The sequence below is a fragment of the Microbacterium sp. GCM10027623 genome (genome assembly GCF_042666935.1).
Taxonomy (GTDB): Bacteria; Actinomycetota; Actinomycetes; order Actinomycetales; family Microbacteriaceae; genus Microbacterium.
This window is the reverse complement of the sequence record NZ_JBHTHE010000001.1, coordinates 1,055,990-1,072,907: the sequence shown is the minus strand read 5'-3', so window position 1 is coordinate 1,072,907 and position 16,918 is coordinate 1,055,990. Positions and strand designations below refer to the sequence as shown.

Here is a 16,918-nt window from a genome sequence, read left to right as displayed (position 1 = left end):
CGCGCGCTTCACATTATCGCGTGGCCGACATCCTCTGCATACGCGGCGAGCGCGCGGCCTTCAGCCGTCCGCGCCGCGTCCCGCGCTTCAGTCGTCCGCACCGCGTTCGCGGGCGGGGACATCGAGGAGGTGAAGGTCCTCCCTGGTGACCAGTCGACTCGAGACCGCGTGCTCGACGAGCCGCGCGCGCCGATTGGTGGCGAGGCGGCCCTGTCCCCCGCGCATGCCCTGCACACCGATGCGATCGAACTTGTCGCACACGTTGTCGAGTTTGCGATTGAACCGTGTGCTGGTCCAGCCGAGTCTCTCGGCCGCCTGAGCGGAGCTCGGGATCTCGCTCGTACCCGTGCCCTCCCGCCGCAGCACCGGCTCCGCCAGCGCCAGGATCAGCAGCTTCTGGCTCTCGGTGAGCGGGACGTGACCGATCGTCGACTCGCCGGCCTCCGCACTGTCGCGCGGTGCGATCCGGAATGCCGGGCCCTTCGCGTGGATGGTGAGCTCGTACGTGGTGGGGCCGGCGGTGAAGACGACCGTGGTCTGCTCGAACACGATCGGCAGGCGCGCGCCGGGAGCCAGCCAGGCATTGACGCCGCCCGAGGAGTCGGTCACGGTCGCCGTGAGCCGTGCCCCGACGTTCGACAGCCACCACAGGCCCTCGGCGCGGGAGATCTCGAGGAAGTGCCGGTGCAGGAAGAGGTTGTCGTCCAGCTCCAGGTGTCCTTGACGCCCGACGTAGAACGGTTCGTCCTCCTCGAGGGAGAAGTACTCCCCTGCGTACTCCACTGTCAGTTCCATCAGCCCACGCACCCCCTGACCGGTTGCGGTGACGACCGGCCGTCGTCCCGTTTCAGCACGACCTCGATGCAGGTGCGCTCCGAACGCGCACCCTCGAGTGTGACGGCATCCTCCGCCGTGTTCCTCGGCTCGCCCGCTCCGTCCAGCGTCACCTCGTACCAGACGAAGGAGTCGCCCTCCTCGGGATCGGGGTTCGTCCAGCTGAAGCTCACGACGCCGCCCGCACTGCTGCCCTTCAGATCCTCGACAGGCGGCACGATGCCGGCGATCGGGTCCTGCGGCCGCGGCGTGTCCGCCGTCGTCGGCTCCGGCTCGGGCACGAGCGCGTCGGTGATGGCGCCCGAGAAGATGATCCCGAGCACCACCGCGACCACGCCCAGGGCGCTCACGACCCAGCCCCACCACGGCATCCCGGAGCGCTTCCGCGCGTGCGGCTCGTCCGGGAGCGAGGGTGCGGCCGGTGCGGGACCGTCGGCCCGTGCGGGTGGCGCATCCGGTGCGACGACCCGGGGACGACGCAGCAGCGTGGGCTCGTCGTCCTCCGAGACTCCGGAGGACGCGGCCGTCGCGGGCGCAGCGGATGCCGGCGCGTCCCGCCGCTGGGTCTCCTCGAGCTCCGACGGCGCCGGCGCGCTCTCGAAACGCGGCACGTCCGCCGTCACGTGCGGCTGCTTGCGCAGCGTGGTGGCCGACGGACGCGTCGCGGACTGCGTGTCCGGGTTGATCGAGCGGACCTCGCGGACCCGGGTCAGGCCGTCGTCATCGTCGTCGTCCCCCTCGTGCTGGGGATGCTCGTCGACGATGTCGATCGGAGTGACCGAATGCGCGAGCTCGATCTGCACCTTCTGCAGTGCACGGGCGAACGCCACGGCGCTCGGATAGCGGTCGTCCGGGCGCTTGGACATCGCCCGTGCGAGGGTCGCCTGCAGGCTGTCGGGGACGTCGGCACGGCCCAGGGACGGCACCGCCATGCGCTCGATGCGCTCGATGAGGTCGGCGCTGGTGTTGCGCTCGCCCTTCCGCTCGAACGGAGAGCGCCCGGAGAGCAGCGTGTACACGGTCGCACCGAGGGCGTACACATCGGTCCGCACCCCCGTGCTGGGAGTCTCGGCGAACGATTCCGGCGGCGACCACGGGATGGACATGCCCGCGGCTTCGCTGTCCGTGGCGGAGGCCGTGGTCGACGCGATGCCGAAGTCGGTCAGCGCAGGACGGTTGTACGCCGTCACGAGGATGTTGGCGGGCTTGATGTCGCGGTGCAGCACTCCGGCCCGGTGCGCGGTCTCCACCGCCCCGCTGACCTGCACACCCACGCGCAGCGCCTCGGCGACCGAGAACGGCTCCTTGCGCGTGCGGATCTGCAGGTTGGGCTTCGGGCAGTACTCCATCACCAGGTACGGCCGGCCGTCGGCTGCCACGCCCGCCTGATAGATGGTGACGATGGCGGGGTGCGTGGAGAGCAGCGCCATGACGTTCGCCTCGTTGGTGAACTCCTCGGCGGCGCCGGCGGTCAGGCGATCCGCGAGGAGCACCTTGACGGCGACCTCCCGCTTGGGAAGCTGCTGCTCGTACAGGAAGACATCGGCGAACCCGCCCGTCCCCAGCGGGCGCACATAGGTGAAGCCCGGAAGCTCGGGCGGCGGAGAAGGGGCGCGCGTCATCCGAATTCCTCGATCGCGACCGTCACGCCGTCGCCGATGTCGATGACGTCGCCGCCCAGGACGAGCGTCTGCTCGCCCGGGTGCAGACGCACCGGGTCCGCACCGGGACGCAGCAGCGTGGAGCCGTTCGTCGTGTGCAGATCGATCACGACGACAGAGTCCCCCTCCGGCCGCACTTCCAGGTGATTGCGGGAGATGTCGGACTCCGGGCTGTCGACGGCGATCAGGTGCGGCATCGTCGACCCGCTCGCCCGGGTGGAACGGGGCTTGCGGCCGATGATGACCACGCGATCCAGCTCGACCACCTGGCCTGTCGACAGCCGGATCCGCGCCGAGGTCGACCCTGCGGCGTCGCTGGGGAGGGTCGGCAGCACTTCGGTCGGCGCGTCGGGCGCAGAGGTCGTTGCGCGCAGCCGGCGAGCCTCGGACAGCGAGATGGTGGCGCCGTCGTGGTCCCCGATGTCGAGACCGGGTGCGGCGGGCGGCGCAGGGGGCACCACTGCGGGTGCGGCCGCGGGCGGTGCAGGAGCGAACGGCGCGGATGCCGGCTGCGGCTGCTCGTCCTGAGCCGGCGGGACGATCGTCGCCCCGAGATCCGGCTGCGCGAGCGGATCGTTCCACGGCTCCTCGTGGGCATCCGCCCGAACCAGCGCGAGCTCGTCGGGGGCGATCGTCTCGGTCGGCACGTCGTCCGACTCGTCCTCGTCCTGGTTCTCCGGCTCTGCGGGCACGGCCGGCTCCCCCTCGGACTCGGCCGGCTCCCCCTCGGACTCGGCCGGCTCCCCCTCGGACTCGGCCGGCTCTGCCTCGGGCTCCGCCGTCGGCGCGTCGGGCGCCGTCTCCGCTTCGTCCGTCTCGGGCTCGTCCGTGGCGGCACCGGTCGGGGCATCGTCCACTGCGTCCGCCCCGATGGGCAGTGCGGCGAGGTCGGCCGCACCCCGATCGGCATCCTCGGGAGCATCCGCCACCGGCTCCGCGAACGGCTCGCCGACGCGCACCCCGGAGGCCAGCACCACCCCGGAGCGGATGGGGTATGCCACTGTCTCGGCCGGATCGCCGAACCCGATCTCGAACCGCGCCGGCTCGGCGATGAAGCGCTCGCTCCAGGTGGTGATGTCCTCACCCGAGAAGCTGGCGTCCCATCCGGTGGTCACCGTCACGGAGCCTCGTACGGCGAAGCGCGTGCCGGTCGGACCGATCAGGGCGACCGCGAACGAGCCGAGCCCGGTGATCGCCCCGCCGGAGAGCACATCGATCACCTCGGTGAGCTCGGGGACGCCCCGGCTCAGCATCGCGGACAGCGCGACGACCTTCTCGGCGCTCGCGTCCGCCGGGAGGGCGGCGATCCCGGATTCCTCGACGACGACCTGCCATTCACCGGGTCGGTAGACAACGTCACTCATCGCATTCCTCCATCCACTGCGGCACGCGGACGCGTGTCGGCCAGCTCATCTGCTTCGTCTGCCCGCACGTGGACGCCGCGGACGGATGCCACCGTCACCGCGTCGACGATCACCACGGTCACGTTGTCGCGCCCCCCGGCGCGGACGGCATCCGCTGTCAGCACCTCGGCCGCCCGTTGCGGGTCGGCCTCGTCCCTGAGCACCTCGGCGATGCGCTCATCGGAAAGCTCGGTGGTCAGGCCGTCCGAGCACACCAGCATCCGATCGCCGCCTTCTGCGGGGAACAGCCAGTAGTCGGCGTCGCCGACGCTTCCGGCGCCGATGGCCCGGGTGATGATGTTGCGACGGGCGTCGGACCTGCCCTGTTCGGGCGTGATCTCGCCCTCGTCGATCAGCTCCTGGATGTAGGAGTGATCGACGGTGATCTGCTCGAGCTCACCGTTGGAGAACTGGTAGGTGCGGGAGTCGCCGATGTTCAGCACGAGCCAGTAGCCGAGCCCGTCGACGGTCGCGATGGCGACGCCGCTCAGTGTCGTCCCCGCCCCGGCCGTGCCGTACTGCCCCAGGGCGCCGACGGCCGTCCGGGCGGACGCGAGCGCGTCGCTGACGTCTTCGATCGACAGTGCCTCGCGCCCGACCAGTCGGGAGAAGTGCTCGATGACGGTGGCGCTGGCGACTTCACCGGCGTCGTGGCCGCCCATCCCGTCCGCGACGATGAACAGCGGCGGCGCGGCGAGGAACGCGTCCTCGTTGAGCTTGCGGCGTGCGCCGACATCGGTGGCGCCGGCGCTGGCCGTGACGATGGGGGCGGTCACACGTACCCCCCGACGGTCACGATGCGGTCGCCGATCTCGAGCGCGTCGCCGAGCCGTACCGGCACACGCTGCCCGGGCGGGCACGCGATGCGGACGCCGTCGCGCACGATGGTCGTCCCGTTCGTCGACTGACGGTCCATCACCCAGCCGCCCTGCGCGTTCGCCCCCGCCTCGAAGTGGGTCTTCGACAGCGAGCGGGTCTCGTCGCGCACGGGAACGTTGGTCACCGACCCGGACTCCTCGGGGTTGCGTCCGAACACCGTGCGGCCGGAGACGGTCGCCCGCTGGCCGTCATCCCAGGTGAAGACCAGACGATGACCGGGCACGCTGATGCGGGTCGATTCGATGTCCTCATCGTCCTCGGCCGCCGGAACGGGCTGCAGCACGGATGGCGTCGACGCGACGACGGGGCCGGGAGCCGTCACGGGCGCAGCGTCCGGGGTGGGCGCTGAGACGGGCTCGACGGGTGCGGACGAAGCGGGTGCGGACGAAGCGGGTGCGGACGAAGCGGGTGCGGACGCCGGCGCCGAAGACGCGGACGGCGTGGGCTCCGGCGGGGCGGATTGCTGCGGCGGCTCCTGGGTCACCCCGGGCACGAAAGAGATGAGCGGATCATCGGGAAGCTCGCGCTGGATGCGCGGCGACAGCACCGTGTGCTCTGCGAACTCCTCCTCGGTGGGCTCCTGGAACACCGGCGGCTGCGGCGCGCTGTATGCCGGCGGAGCCGCGGCGACCTCCGGCGTCGGAGGGACGACCTGCTCAGCCGGACCGGCGCCCGGCTGCGGCGGGAGGAACGCGCCGGGAGCCTGCCCGAACCCGGGCATCGAAGTGGGTGCGGCGGGTGCGCCGAATCCCGGCATGGCGGTCGGAGCCGCCGTCGTCGCGTCCGGCCGGTGATCGGCGGGGACCAGTGGCGCCTGCGCGGAATCCTGCACCCGCGACGCGGGTGCGGGCCCGGATGTGCGCTGGTCGAGCATCACGGAACCCGCTGCTTTGTCGTGCCAGCCCTGGAATCGACCCGATCCGTCGAACAGTGCGCTGAAGTATCCCACCACGATGGCCGCCGCCAGGCCCCAGATGACGTTGCGCAGCAGCGCCCGCCCGAAGCCGAGCTCCCCACCGTCGGACGCATCGGCGAGCCGGAGGCCCTGGGCGCGCATGCCGATCGAGCCGCGCCCGGCCTGCATGACCGTGTAGACGATGAACCATCCGAGTTCGAGCAGGCCGATCACCGGGAAGAGGATCGTCGTGACCGCCAGAACCCCCGCGGCCGGTTCCGGTCCGGCGAGCGCGGACGTGATCATCACGACGGCGATGATCATGCCGATCACCGGGATGATCGCGGCGATGAGCGCGTCGATGACGTACGCCACGGCGCGTCGCTTGATCGGCGCCACCTCGCCGAAGGGAAGCATCGTCATGGGGTCTCGCTCTCGGATCGCGTCGTCTTCTTGTCGATGGTGCCAGGTTCGCGGCGCACGCGCGCTGTCGCGGCATCCCTGAGTTCCTGCATCCGTGCCGCCATGCGGCCCTTCCCGGTGAGCGAGCGCAGACTCAGCCGCGCTTTCAGCCGCTTCCAGAAGCCCGCCTCTCGAGCCAACCCGTCGACGGCCTCGTCCACCTCGGCCCAGAAGGCGTCGACCTCCTCCTGGGTCGGCTCGCCCGGGCCGAACACCTTGCCGTCGGCGCGATCGGCGAGCGCCGTGGCGGTCGGCAGCGCCAGCGCGGTCGAAACCGTCGCGGCCTCCTCGACCCGCGTGGCGCCGGGCGCGAGCCGGGCGCCGTAGTCGATCGCGCGATCGGTGAGCTCCTCCCAGCCGCCGCTGATCCGGTCCGGTGCCGTCTCGGCATGGCGGCGCTTGCGCCGCTTGGTGGCCTTCCAGGCACCGATCACGATGAGCGGCGAGCTGAGGATCAGCAGGACCAGCAGAGAGATGCCGCCGATGGCGAGGATGAGAGCGATGATCCCGAGAATGTTCGGGGTGTCGTCCTCGGCCTCGCGGTCGTCGGGGACGGTCGGGGGCAGGTCCACCGGTTCCTGCGGCGGAGGCGGCGGCTGCAGCACCTGCGGTTTGGGGTCGACCTTCGGCTTGGTGTTCTGGTCCTGCGGCACCTGATCCTCAGGCGGAGTCGGATCGAACGGCAGCCAGCCGTAGCCGGTGAAGTTCACCTCCACCCAGGCGTGCACGTCGTCACCGGTGGCTGTGAAGGCCCCGCCGTCGCTGTCCTTCTTCGGGTAGTAGCCCATCGCCACCCGTGCGGGGATGCCGATGGCACGGGCCATCAGTGCCATGGTCACCGCATACTGCTCGTCGTCGCCGACCATCTGGTCGCCTCCGATGAGGGTGGCGATGCGCTCCGCGGTGTGGCCGGCGCGGGAGAGGTGGGCCTGCGAGCCCAGACCGTGGCTGAAGAATCCCGACTTGGAGAGGTAGGTCTCCAGCGCCCGCACCTGGGCGATCGGCGTCTCGGCGTCGACCACGGTCTCCGCGGCCAGCGTGCTGAGCTCTTCGGGGAGATGCTGCGGTTCGGGCAGCTTCATCTTGGCGATCGGGGTGTCGCCGAGCTGCTCGTCGGTCGGGGTCTTCGGGAACACCGCGTCGACGACGTACGTGTCCCCCTTGCGCAGCCCCGCGGTGACCACCGTCGTGCCGGTCGCACTGTTGTGGAAGCCGCTGCGGCGCAGGGACTCGGAGCGATCGCCGTCGAAGGTGATCTGCTGGATCTCCTCGGGCCCGGGCACCCAGACGCCGCTGTACTCGTCGATCGCGAACTGCAGGGTGGCCGGTGTCCCCTCGACGTCCGCGGCCATGTTGGAGCGCAGCGGCGTGAACGCGCTGGACGTGCCGGGGCCTCCGTCGGTGACGTTGTAGACGACGCCGTCCCAGTGGTCCATCGCGGCCAGCCGCACGCGCGCACCCTTCGGCAGTCCGGTGACGGTGAAGAGCGTCTTGTCGACCTCATCGCGCACGTTCTTGCGGAATGCCTGCAGCGGACTCACATAGTCGCGGATGTCGAACGGCGGGATGATCGCGTCGCGGAACACGTGGCGCGGCTCCGCCGGCGAGGCGACCGCACCGAGCCCCGCACCGGCGACACCCGACACCACCAGCACGGCCACACCGCCGAGCAGACGACGGGTGCGCATGTGCGCTGCACGCGTGGGGTCCGCCTCGGACACGTCGACCGCGGTGCTCTGCGGCGCCCACCAGGTGCGCAGCGACATCCACACGACCGTGGCCGCAGCGAAGACCACACCCTGCACGAGGGGGAACGCGGGGTCCGGAACGCCGAGCGCGATGATCAGCAGCAGGGCGGATGCCCCGGGAATCAGCGCCCACCACACCTGGCGCAGCCGCAGTGCGAGCGAGGCGGCGGTCACCGAGGCGACCAGCCCCAGGATGAACGGCACCACGAGGTGACCGTCGGAGGCGGAGACCGGTGCGACCGTGGTGAGCAGCTGCTTCCACGAGGTGATCGCGCCGAGGGCGAGTCCGGTGAGCGTGTCCAGCGTCGGGACGAAGCCGGCGATGGTCGTCGCGGGCAGCGCGAGCGCCCCGCCGAAGAGGAAGTACACGGCGATGACGAGACCGGTCACGACGAGGATGCCCCAGCGCCGCCATGTGCAGACCGCGGCGACGGCGAGCCCGAGCAGCACGCCGCCCAGCGCCGCCCCGAGGAAGGAGGGGCCGGCGAAGCTCGGCCAGAAGCCGACCAGCGCCACGACGGCGAGCACCGCCGTGGCGGAGAGGTCCAGGATCCACCGGCGCCGCGGAAGCGCGGCATCCGTCGAGGTCGGCGCGGAGGTCATGCGAGCACTTTCTGCAGAGCGAGGGGAAGCTGATCGAGCGCACCGATCGTGACGACATCGGCGTCTCCGATCCTGCGCAGTCCCGGCTGGTCGATTCCGGATTGCACGACCACCGCCATCGTGCGGGCGCCGAACGGCATCCGGGAGCAGGCGAGACGCAGATCCTCCGTGGAGACGGCCGACCCGCACACCAGCGCGACGACGCTGGCCGAGGGCATCGTCGCGGCGAGCACACCGGCGAGCTCGGGCACGCCGCCTTCACGGGGCTTGGAATGCTCCACCATCGCGAGGGAGTCGAGCAGGCGCTTGCCCGTGCCGGATGCCAGTTCCCGGCCCTGCACACGCACATCGACCTTCTGAGAGTCGCGCAGTGCACGCAGCCCGATGGAGCCCGCGACCGAGATCGCGAGCTCGAAATCCTCGTCGGTGCGGTAGTCGCGCGGCGAGCGGGACAGGCCGATCACGAAGTGGGAGCGGCGCGTCTCCTCGAACTGGCGGACCATCATCGTGCCGGTGCGTGCCGTCGAACGCCAGTGCACGTGCCGCAGGTCGTCGCCGGGCTGGTACTCGAGAAGCGCGTGGAAGGACACGTCGTCGCGCGACAGGTCGGCGGCGGGCAGACCCTCCAGATCCCGCAGGAAGCCCAGCGACTGCCCGCCGAAGAGAGTGGTCTTCGGGTGCACGTACAGGTCGACGGGGTCGTCGCGGCGATGTGCGCGCTCGAACAGCCCGAGCGGGTCGCCGCGGACGACACTGACAGGGCCGACCTTGACGACGCCCCGTCGCTGCGTGGGGATCGTGAACAGCTCCTCGGCCTCCTGACCTGGTGCGAGACGCTGGATGGAGAACTCGCCGCGACCGCCGCCGACAGGCAGCACCACCCGGGAGGGCAGGATGGCGCGCGTACTGCTGTTGTGCAGTGTGAGCGCACCGACGGCGCGCTCACCGACGACGACGCGGTTGCGGGCCAGATCGAGCGAGACCTCGTACTCGGTGCGGCCGACGAGGAACAGGGCGCAGATCACGGCGATCATCGTCAGCGCCAGTCCCACGACCACGACCTCGTGCCATCCGAGCAGCTGCCCGGTGATGAACGCGGCCAGGGCGAGCGTCATCACCGTCCAGCCGAGAGGGCGGATGACGGCCGCGACGAGCCGCAGACGGTCGAGCACGCGAGAGCCGAGGACGGCGACGACGTCGCGCCATCCTGCCTCGCGGTCGGCCGCACCGGGTGCCGCGGTCGCATCCGTCGTCATCACGCGCTGGCCCGGGCCTGCGGTGCGGCGACGGTCTCCAGGACGCGGGCGATGACGGAGTCGGGGGTGGAGCCGGCGAACTCCGCCTCGGCGTCGAGCATGAGGCGGTGCTGCCAGACCGGGCGTGCGAGCGTCTTGATGTCGTCGGGCAGCACGTAGTGACGCCCGTGCGCGGCCGCCCACACCTTGGCGATGCGGATCATCGCGATCGCGCCGCGCACCGAGACGCCGAGCTTGATCGAGCTGTCCTTGCGCGTCGCCTCCGTCAGCTCGGCCGTGTACCGCAGCACGGCCGACTCGACGTGCACGGTGGCGGCCAGGTCGGCCATGTCGGCGACGGCGCTGGTGGTGATGACCGCGGAGAGCCCCGACGCAGGGTTGCGCTGCGCGGCACCGGCCAGGATGCTCTCGGTGACGGCGAGGTCGGGGTAGCCGATCGACGTCTTGATGAGGAAGCGGTCCAGCTGGGCCTCGGGAAGCTTGTACGTTCCGGCCTGCTCCACCGGGTTCTGTGTGGCGATCACGAGGAACGGACGGCCCGTCTCATGGGTGACGCCGTCGACCGTGACCCGCGATTCCTCCATCACCTCGAGCAGCGCGGACTGCGTCTTCGGCGAGGCGCGGTTGATCTCGTCGGCGAGCACGATGGAAGCGAAGATCGGCCCCTTATGGAACTCGAACCTGTGATCGCGCTGGTCATAGATCGTCACACCGGTCACATCGGAGGGCAGCAGGTCTGGCGTGAACTGGATGCGGGAGCTGCTGCCCTGCACGGTGGCGGCGACCGCCTTCGCGAGCTGCGTCTTGCCGGTGCCCGGGGCGTCCTCGAGCAGCACGTGGCCCTCGGCGAGCATGGCGGAGAGGACCAGGCTCACCACCTCGGGCTTGCCCTGCAGCGCCTTGTCGATGTTCTCCACGAGCCGCTGGAACGTGCTGTGGAACCAGGCGGCCTGTTCCGTGGTCATTGTCATGTCAGTTCTCTTCTTCTCGAGTGATGAGGGGTGGGAAGCGAGCCGCGCGATGCGTCAACCGAAATTGGCGCTCACGCTGGACGGATCCCCGCCGATGATCTTGAGCGTCTTGTTCCGGTTGTAGCCCGAGTAGCACTGGAACTGCACGCTGCCGCCGGACGGTATGTGGACCTTGTATCCCGCGTTGTTGCCGATTCTGTCGTTACCGGCCCAGCACTCGATGTTGTAGCTGCCGGCCTTGAAGGCGCTGGTCGTCGTCAATTTGAAGCGGTGACACGTCCCGCCTCCCACGACGGTGCATCCCGGTACTTCGGCGCCAGGACCCAGCGTTGCTTTGACCGGCGGCGGCGGCTGCGGACCCGAGGTTGCGCTGTACGTGCCGGACTCCGCCGAGCCGCCCTCGCTGGCCGTGGCGCGCACCTTGATGGTGTGCTTGGTGCTGTAGCTGTTGCCGACCGTCCGGTTGCCGCTCGTGGCGACCTTCTCCCAGCCGCCGCCGTCGATGCTGATGTATGTCGTCACCGGGCGGCCGTTCTCAGAGCCCCCGGCGTTCCAGGACACCTTGACCGACTTGTCACCCGACGGCACCGCATTGCCGGTGGGTGCCTTCGGCGCCCCGAATGGGATCACCTGGTTGGAGGCAGCCGAGGCGGGACCGGGCTGGGACTGCTGACCGCCGACGATCGAGTAGGCCCGAAGCTGCACCGTGTAGTTCCTGCCGTTCACGGCGGCGATCGCTCCACCGTTCCAGTTCGTCCAGCTTCCGCCGGTGATCAGGTACTGGTAGCGGATCTCGCTCGAGTTCGCGCCGTTGAGCGCTGACCCCGGCATCGTGTAGGTGACGGTGATCTTGTTGTCGCCGTCCACCGCCTTCACATTCGTCGGCGCTCCCGGCGTGCCGAAGGCGCGCTGCGGCGCTGACTGCGGGCTGGTCTCGCCTGTGCCGGCCTTGTTGGTGGCGCGCACGGCATAGGTGTAGTCAGCCGAGCTCGTCGGCACGGACACCGTCTTCGAGGTCGCCGTTCCCACCGCGATCGGCTCGCCGTACAGCGCACCGCCGCGATAGATCAGCAGGTCGTAGTTCTTGACCGCATCCCCGTTCGGGTCGGCGTTGCCCCAGCTGACGCTCATCTGCGCCTCGCTGCCGACCGACGGCGCGCTCTGGACCGAAGGCGCGGCGACCGCACCGGGCACGCCCGCCGGTGTCTCGCCGAGCGACCACAGGCTGAAATCCGACGGGTCGGGCGCCTGGTTGTGCGCCTGGATCCGCACCTGGTAATTCGTGCCGTTCTCCAACCCGTCCCAGGTCAACGTGTTGACGTTGCCTGTCACCCGCTCCGACGATCCGCGCAGCGGTGCCGGTGAGATCTGCAGGGTGTACGAGTCCACAGGAGAGCCGTTGGACTGCGGAGTCGTCCAGCTCACGGCCAGCGACTTGTCACCGAAGACGAGCTTCGGCGGCAGCGGCGTCTCCGGCCGCACGTCCGGCCGCGCAGGCTCCGACAGCGGCGACGGCTTGCCGTCGCCGACGCGATTGTGCGCCACGACCTGGAATGTGTACTCGACATTGTTCGTCAGCCCGTCCAACGTGCAGGTGGTCGTCTCGCACGTCTTCGAATAGGGCCGCCCTCCCACCGAGGTCACCGTGTAGTGATCGATCTCGGCGCCGTTGTTCGACGGCGTCGACCATGCCAGCACCACCGTGCGGTCCTCCACGGTCGTCACTCGCGGGACGCCAGGAGCTTCCGGCACGCCCTGCACGACCACGGTGATCCGCCCGTCGACCTCACGGTCGGGATCCTTCGTCGCATCCTGGATCCGATACCGCACCGACATGACCCCCACGAAGGTCGCACCTGACGTCACGGAGACCTGATCGCCGACGACCGCGGCGGTACCGCTGCCGCTCTCGACCGTGGCGGAGAGGATCTCCAGCGGTGTGCCTTCGGCTTGGAAGGGGTTGATGTCGTTCTCCAGCACCGGCACGGTGATCGTCTTGCCCTGATCGGCCTCCTCGACCCGGTCCGGGCCGGCGACGGCGAGGCTGCGCGTGGAGGCGGTCACGGTGACCGATACGGTGCCCTCGACCCGCTCGGTCGTGCCGTCGGTGATCGTCAGGCCGACCATCGATGTGGTGCCCTTGGGTGTGCTCGCGGACGCCTCGACGAAGAGGGTGCTGCCATCCAGCCGCGCGTCGATGCCTGCACCCGGCTGTGCGGCGATGCGGTACTGGATCTTGTCGGCGTCCTCGGGATCGGGATCGGTCGTCAGCGCCGTGAGGTCGAGGGAGGTCGCGTCCTCGCCGGGGGCGACCTCGACCTGGCCGTTCACGAACACCGGTGGCTGGTTCTCGGGTGGCAGTACGAGGATCGGGATCGACAGGGTGCTCTTGCGGCCCTTCGGATCCTCGACGGTCTTGCCGTCGGTCACCTCGAAGCTGAGGGATTCCTTGCCGAAGTACCCCTTCTCCGACGTGTACACCAGGGTGGTCTCGTCCTTGATCAGCGAGTCCCCGTTGCCGTGCGCGGAACTGACCTTCGACGCCTCCGTCAACCGGACATCGCCACCGCCGGCGACGGCGACGTACTCCGACAGCGGCAGCTCCTTCGTCTCGCCGCTCTGCACCTCGACTGGTTTCGTGGACAGCAGCGCGGGACGCAGCTCGCTGACCGCGGGGACGAAGATGAACGCCGACGCGACCAGATCATCCTGGTCGGTCACGGTGTACTTGATCAGCTGACGCTGCTCCGTCACCGTCACCCGGGCCTTGCGGTCGCCCACCAGACGCGCGCCATCCTCGAGCGCCACGGTGAGGCCCTCTGCCGTGCCGTCGGGATCCTCATCGTTCTCGAGGATGTCGATGTCGGCGGTCAGGGAATCCTTCAGGTCCTCGACTCGAAGCCGGTCGTCCCGGGCGACCGGCGTCATCAGCGGCACGTCCTCGTCGACCGTGACGAGGATGGCGGCCTGCGCCTCGGCGCCCTTCGCGTCGCGGATCGTGTACTGCAGCGCCGCCTCCAGCTCGTGATCCGGCACGGTCACGATCACGCGGTCTCCGGAGACCTTGGCCTTCAGACCGGAGTCCTTCGGGACCTCGAGTCCGTCCTTGACGAGGCGGATCTCGTCGCCCTCCGGGTCGGAGTCGTTGGCCAGCACGGGCACGGCCACGGAGCGACCCGGCCGCACCACGACCGCGTCCTTCACCGCGAACGGCGCTTGGTTCATGGCCTCGGCGGGCGCGATGCCGATGCGGATGGTGGCAGTGCCCTCCGCGCCCAGGCGGTCGCGCACGCGGTAGATCATGGTGTCGACGCCTGTCGAGCCCTCGAAGGCCTCGTACTCCAGGTAGTTGCTGCCGGTCTCGGTGATCTGTCCCTTGGTGGGCGCGACGTCCTGCCCGAGCAGTTCGACCGAGTCACCGTCGACATCGATGCCGTCCAGCGGAACCGGGATGCGGATGGTGGTGCCGGACAGCGCACGGGCGGTCAGGTCGTGCGGGCGCGGCGGGGCGTTGACCTCCGCGTCCAGCGGCAGGATCTGCACGGTGACGTGCCCGCCGGCCTTCTGCCCCATCGAATCCAGCGCCTCGTAGGTGAGGTAGACGGTGCGCGCCTCCGGCCCGGCACGGAAGCGCACCTGGTCCTGCGAGACGAACGCCTCGCCGTCCGCCGGGTCCACCAGCGGTTCGATCAGATCCGGCGCGACGTGCAGCGCGTCTCCGTTGGGGTGCACGTCATTGTCGAGCACGGGGATCGTCACCACGTCGCCGACGCGGACCCGCGCCTCATCGTCGTGGGCGACGGGGGCGGCGATCTTCGACGGTGCCGGGATCGGCACCACGGTCACATCCGCATCGGCGGACTTCGAGCCGTTGGAGATGCGGTAGCTGATCTTGACGGGTTCGGTGAGCCCGCCCTGGTCGCTGATGCGCAGCGTCTCATGATTCAGCACCGACACGGCGATGCCGCTGTGCGGCGGGACGGTCACCGACTGCACCACGAGGACCCCGCCGCCCGGGTCGGAGTCGTTCGCCAGCACGCCGACCAGCGCCTCACTCCCCTGCGGCAGAAGCGCCACGTCGCGCACGGCGACCGGCGGCAGTTCGGACTCCTGCTTGTCCAGCACGTCCACCCGCACGATGCCCGGGGCATCCGACTGCCCCGCCGACACCAGATACTGCACGTAGTACACGCCCGCGGCCGGGGACTTGAAGGTGAACTGCTTCTTCGGGTAATCCGGGTGGATGCTGACCCCGTCCAGCGGATCGACGCGGGTCAGCCGCAGCTCGTCGCGGCCGGAACTGGTGTCGTTCGCGAGCGGCGACACAGTCGCGGTCTCGCCGACCCGGGTGACGATGTGGTCGGCGTTGGTGACCGGGACCGTCGTCCCCGGGGGTTTCACGTCGAGCAGGATCTTGCCGTTGGCAGTCTCGCCGAGGGAGTCCGAGACCGCGACCTTGATCTCCTTGCGTCCCTGCAGGCTGCCCAGCGCCCGGTACGTGATCTGGCCGTCGGTGGTGAACTCCACCTCGTCGCCCTCCGCGGCCACGACCTCCTTCAGATAGAGGTCGTCGCCCTCGGGGTCTAGCCAGTCGGGCAGCAGGTTGTATGCGAGGGTGCCGCCGGACTCGACGGACAGTTTGGTCTGACGCTTCGGCTTGGGGGCGGTGTTCGTGTCCCAGTCGTAGACGGTCGCGGTGACCTTCGCCTCGTCGGTGCCGTTCGGGCGACCGTCGTCCACCTGGTACGTGAACGACGCCGTGCCCGTCGCGTCCTCGGGGACCATGATCTGCAGCGCCCCGCCGTTCAGGATCGGCTGCACCTCCCCGATCGACGGCTGCGCCCCCACCAGCGAGGCCACCAGCACGTCGCCGTCGGAGTCGTTGTCGTTGTCCAGCACCGGAAGCAGCGTGGTCCCACCCGGGCGCGCTCCCAGTCGATCATTCTCGGCGACCGGGGGCGTGTTCTCCTCTTTGCGCTCGGGGAGGGAGGATTCCACCGTCTCCTGGGTGGATTCGTCAGTGTCCTCGGACTCGCCCTCCGGCGGGGTGAGGATCGACCAGTCGTCCACGCGCTGCAGGCTCTCATCGGCCAGCCACGCCTCGCCGCCGATGACATCGTTCAGCACGATCACATCGCGATTGACGCGGAAGACCAGTCGCGAGGTCTTCTGACCGCCGGGGATCTTCTCGGCGACGTCGTCGCGTTCGCCGGCGCAATCGCGCAGGAAACGTCCGGAGCCGCTCCAGGCTCCATAGGTGCAGCCGTGGAGGAACACGGGCGCCGCCGGGGTTCCCGTCCCGCCTGCCTGAGTGACGACGATATCGCCCCCGCCCAGCGGTGCCGACAGCAGCGCTGACCGTGTGGCGATGGCGACCGAATCGGACGCCGCCGACGCCTGCTGCAGGACGGCGTCCTCCCCGCCGTCGATCTTCGCATTCAACCCGCCGGGCGCCACGACGAGTCCGCTGTTCGTGTCCAGCACCACAGGCACATCACCGACGACGGTGATCGTGGGAGTGGAGTCCTCGTCGATCGCCTCGACGGATGCGGTGGTCGGCTCCTCGGGCGACCCCTGGGCATCGACCGGGATGGTGACGATCTCCGCATCCTTCGCAGAGACCGCATAGACCGTGCCGTCGCGCCCGACGGTCACGTCGGCGTTCTTGCCGAGTTCGAGGAGAGGATCGACGGCCTTGATGTCGAAGCCGGCGATCTCATCCGCGCCGAGCACCCACAGGGCACCGGAGGTGCGATCCAGCACGGCCGTGGTGCGGTCGCCGAGCTCCACCTTGGCATCGCCGGGAATGGTGGCGCTGTCGGTGAGCGAGACACGGGCGGGATCGATGGCGGTGAGAGTGGAGCTGCCCTGGTCGACGACGAGCACCGTCGCGGCATCCTGCCGGATGTCGTAGTCCTCGCTCGAGGTGCGCAGCCCGCCATCGAGCACGGTGGACTCGTGATTGAAGTGTCCGACCAGCAGGCTGGACGACTTCGTCAGCCACACGCCGGCGTCGTTGAGCTCGACCTTCGCGGTCGGAAGTCCGTCATAGGCGAGCGCCATTCCGGTGAGGACCACACTGCCCGCCAGCACTCCCGCGGTGGCGGCGAAGGTCTTCGGGCGTGCCCGAACCCATGACAGTACCCTCATTCAGCGCTCTCCCCCCGGGGTGCCGGCCGCGCACACCCGTGCACGCTCGTGCCATT

Annotated in this window: 9 protein-coding genes; all 9 read right to left on the bottom strand. The window is 69.9% G+C overall.

From position 1 onward, the window contains the following. Positions 1-87: 87 nt before the first annotated feature. Genes ACFQY2_RS04830 through ACFQY2_RS04790 form a run of 9 tightly spaced genes read right to left on the bottom strand, consistent with a single transcriptional unit; the run spans position 88 to position 16,862 of the window. A complete protein-coding gene (locus tag ACFQY2_RS04830; protein WP_378745031.1) occupies positions 88-798 on the bottom strand; it encodes a hypothetical protein in 711 nt (236 codons plus the stop codon). Beyond that, positions 795-2,456, bottom strand: a complete 1,662-nt coding sequence (locus tag ACFQY2_RS04825; RefSeq protein ID WP_378744506.1) for a protein kinase — start codon at positions 2,454-2,456, stop codon at positions 795-797. Before ACFQY2_RS04825 ends, ACFQY2_RS04830 begins: the two co-directional genes overlap by 4 nt. Beyond that, positions 2,453-3,859 carry an FHA domain-containing protein gene (locus tag ACFQY2_RS04820; RefSeq protein WP_378744505.1) on the bottom strand — a complete coding sequence of 469 codons (1,407 nt, stop codon included), beginning with the start codon at positions 3,857-3,859 and terminating at the stop codon, positions 2,453-2,455. Before ACFQY2_RS04820 ends, ACFQY2_RS04825 begins: the two co-directional genes overlap by 4 nt. Beyond that, complete coding sequence (locus tag ACFQY2_RS04815; RefSeq protein ID WP_378744504.1) at positions 3,856-4,674, bottom strand: PP2C family protein-serine/threonine phosphatase; 819 nt, start codon at positions 4,672-4,674, stop codon at positions 3,856-3,858. Before ACFQY2_RS04815 ends, ACFQY2_RS04820 begins: the two co-directional genes overlap by 4 nt. After that, positions 4,671-6,095 (bottom strand): RDD family protein, encoded by a 1,425-nt coding sequence (locus ACFQY2_RS04810; RefSeq protein ID WP_378744503.1) that lies wholly within the window; start codon positions 6,093-6,095, stop codon positions 4,671-4,673. The genes ACFQY2_RS04815 and ACFQY2_RS04810 overlap by 4 nt, the downstream gene beginning before the upstream one ends. Beyond that, the gene (locus ACFQY2_RS04805) at positions 6,092-8,485 is read right to left on the bottom strand and encodes a transglutaminaseTgpA domain-containing protein (protein ID WP_378744502.1); all 2,394 of its coding nucleotides are present in this window, start codon (positions 8,483-8,485) and stop codon (positions 6,092-6,094) included. Before ACFQY2_RS04805 ends, ACFQY2_RS04810 begins: the two co-directional genes overlap by 4 nt. Then, positions 8,482-9,741 carry a DUF58 domain-containing protein gene (locus ACFQY2_RS04800; protein ID WP_378745030.1) on the bottom strand — a complete coding sequence of 420 codons (1,260 nt, stop codon included), beginning with the start codon at positions 9,739-9,741 and terminating at the stop codon, positions 8,482-8,484. Before ACFQY2_RS04800 ends, ACFQY2_RS04805 begins: the two co-directional genes overlap by 4 nt. Next, a complete protein-coding gene (locus ACFQY2_RS04795) occupies positions 9,741-10,712 on the bottom strand; it encodes an AAA family ATPase (RefSeq protein ID WP_378744501.1) in 972 nt (323 codons plus the stop codon). The genes ACFQY2_RS04800 and ACFQY2_RS04795 overlap by 1 nt, the downstream gene beginning before the upstream one ends. A 54-nt stretch (positions 10,713-10,766) precedes the next feature. Next, complete coding sequence (locus tag ACFQY2_RS04790; RefSeq protein ID WP_378744500.1) at positions 10,767-16,862, bottom strand: Ig-like domain-containing protein; 6,096 nt, start codon at positions 16,860-16,862, stop codon at positions 10,767-10,769. Positions 16,863-16,918 lie beyond the last annotated feature (56 nt).

Excerpts from the sequence above, each read along its gene's own strand:
- ACFQY2_RS04825 (WP_378744506.1), bottom strand. The coding sequence starts at position 2,456 with ATGACGCGCGCCCCTTCTCCGCCGCCCGAGCTTCCGGGCTTCACCTAT.
- ACFQY2_RS04820 (WP_378744505.1), bottom strand. The coding sequence starts at position 3,859 with ATGAGTGACGTTGTCTACCGACCCGGTGAATGGCAGGTCGTCGTCGAG.
- ACFQY2_RS04800 (WP_378745030.1), bottom strand. The coding sequence starts at position 9,741 with ATGACGACGGATGCGACCGCGGCACCCGGTGCGGCCGACCGCGAGGCA.
- ACFQY2_RS04805 (WP_378744502.1), bottom strand. The coding sequence starts at position 8,485 with ATGACCTCCGCGCCGACCTCGACGGATGCCGCGCTTCCGCGGCGCCGG.
- ACFQY2_RS04790 (WP_378744500.1), bottom strand. The coding sequence starts at position 16,862 with ATGAGGGTACTGTCATGGGTTCGGGCACGCCCGAAGACCTTCGCCGCC.
- ACFQY2_RS04795 (WP_378744501.1), bottom strand. The coding sequence starts at position 10,712 with ATGACAATGACCACGGAACAGGCCGCCTGGTTCCACAGCACGTTCCAG.
- ACFQY2_RS04810 (WP_378744503.1), bottom strand. The coding sequence starts at position 6,095 with ATGACGATGCTTCCCTTCGGCGAGGTGGCGCCGATCAAGCGACGCGCC.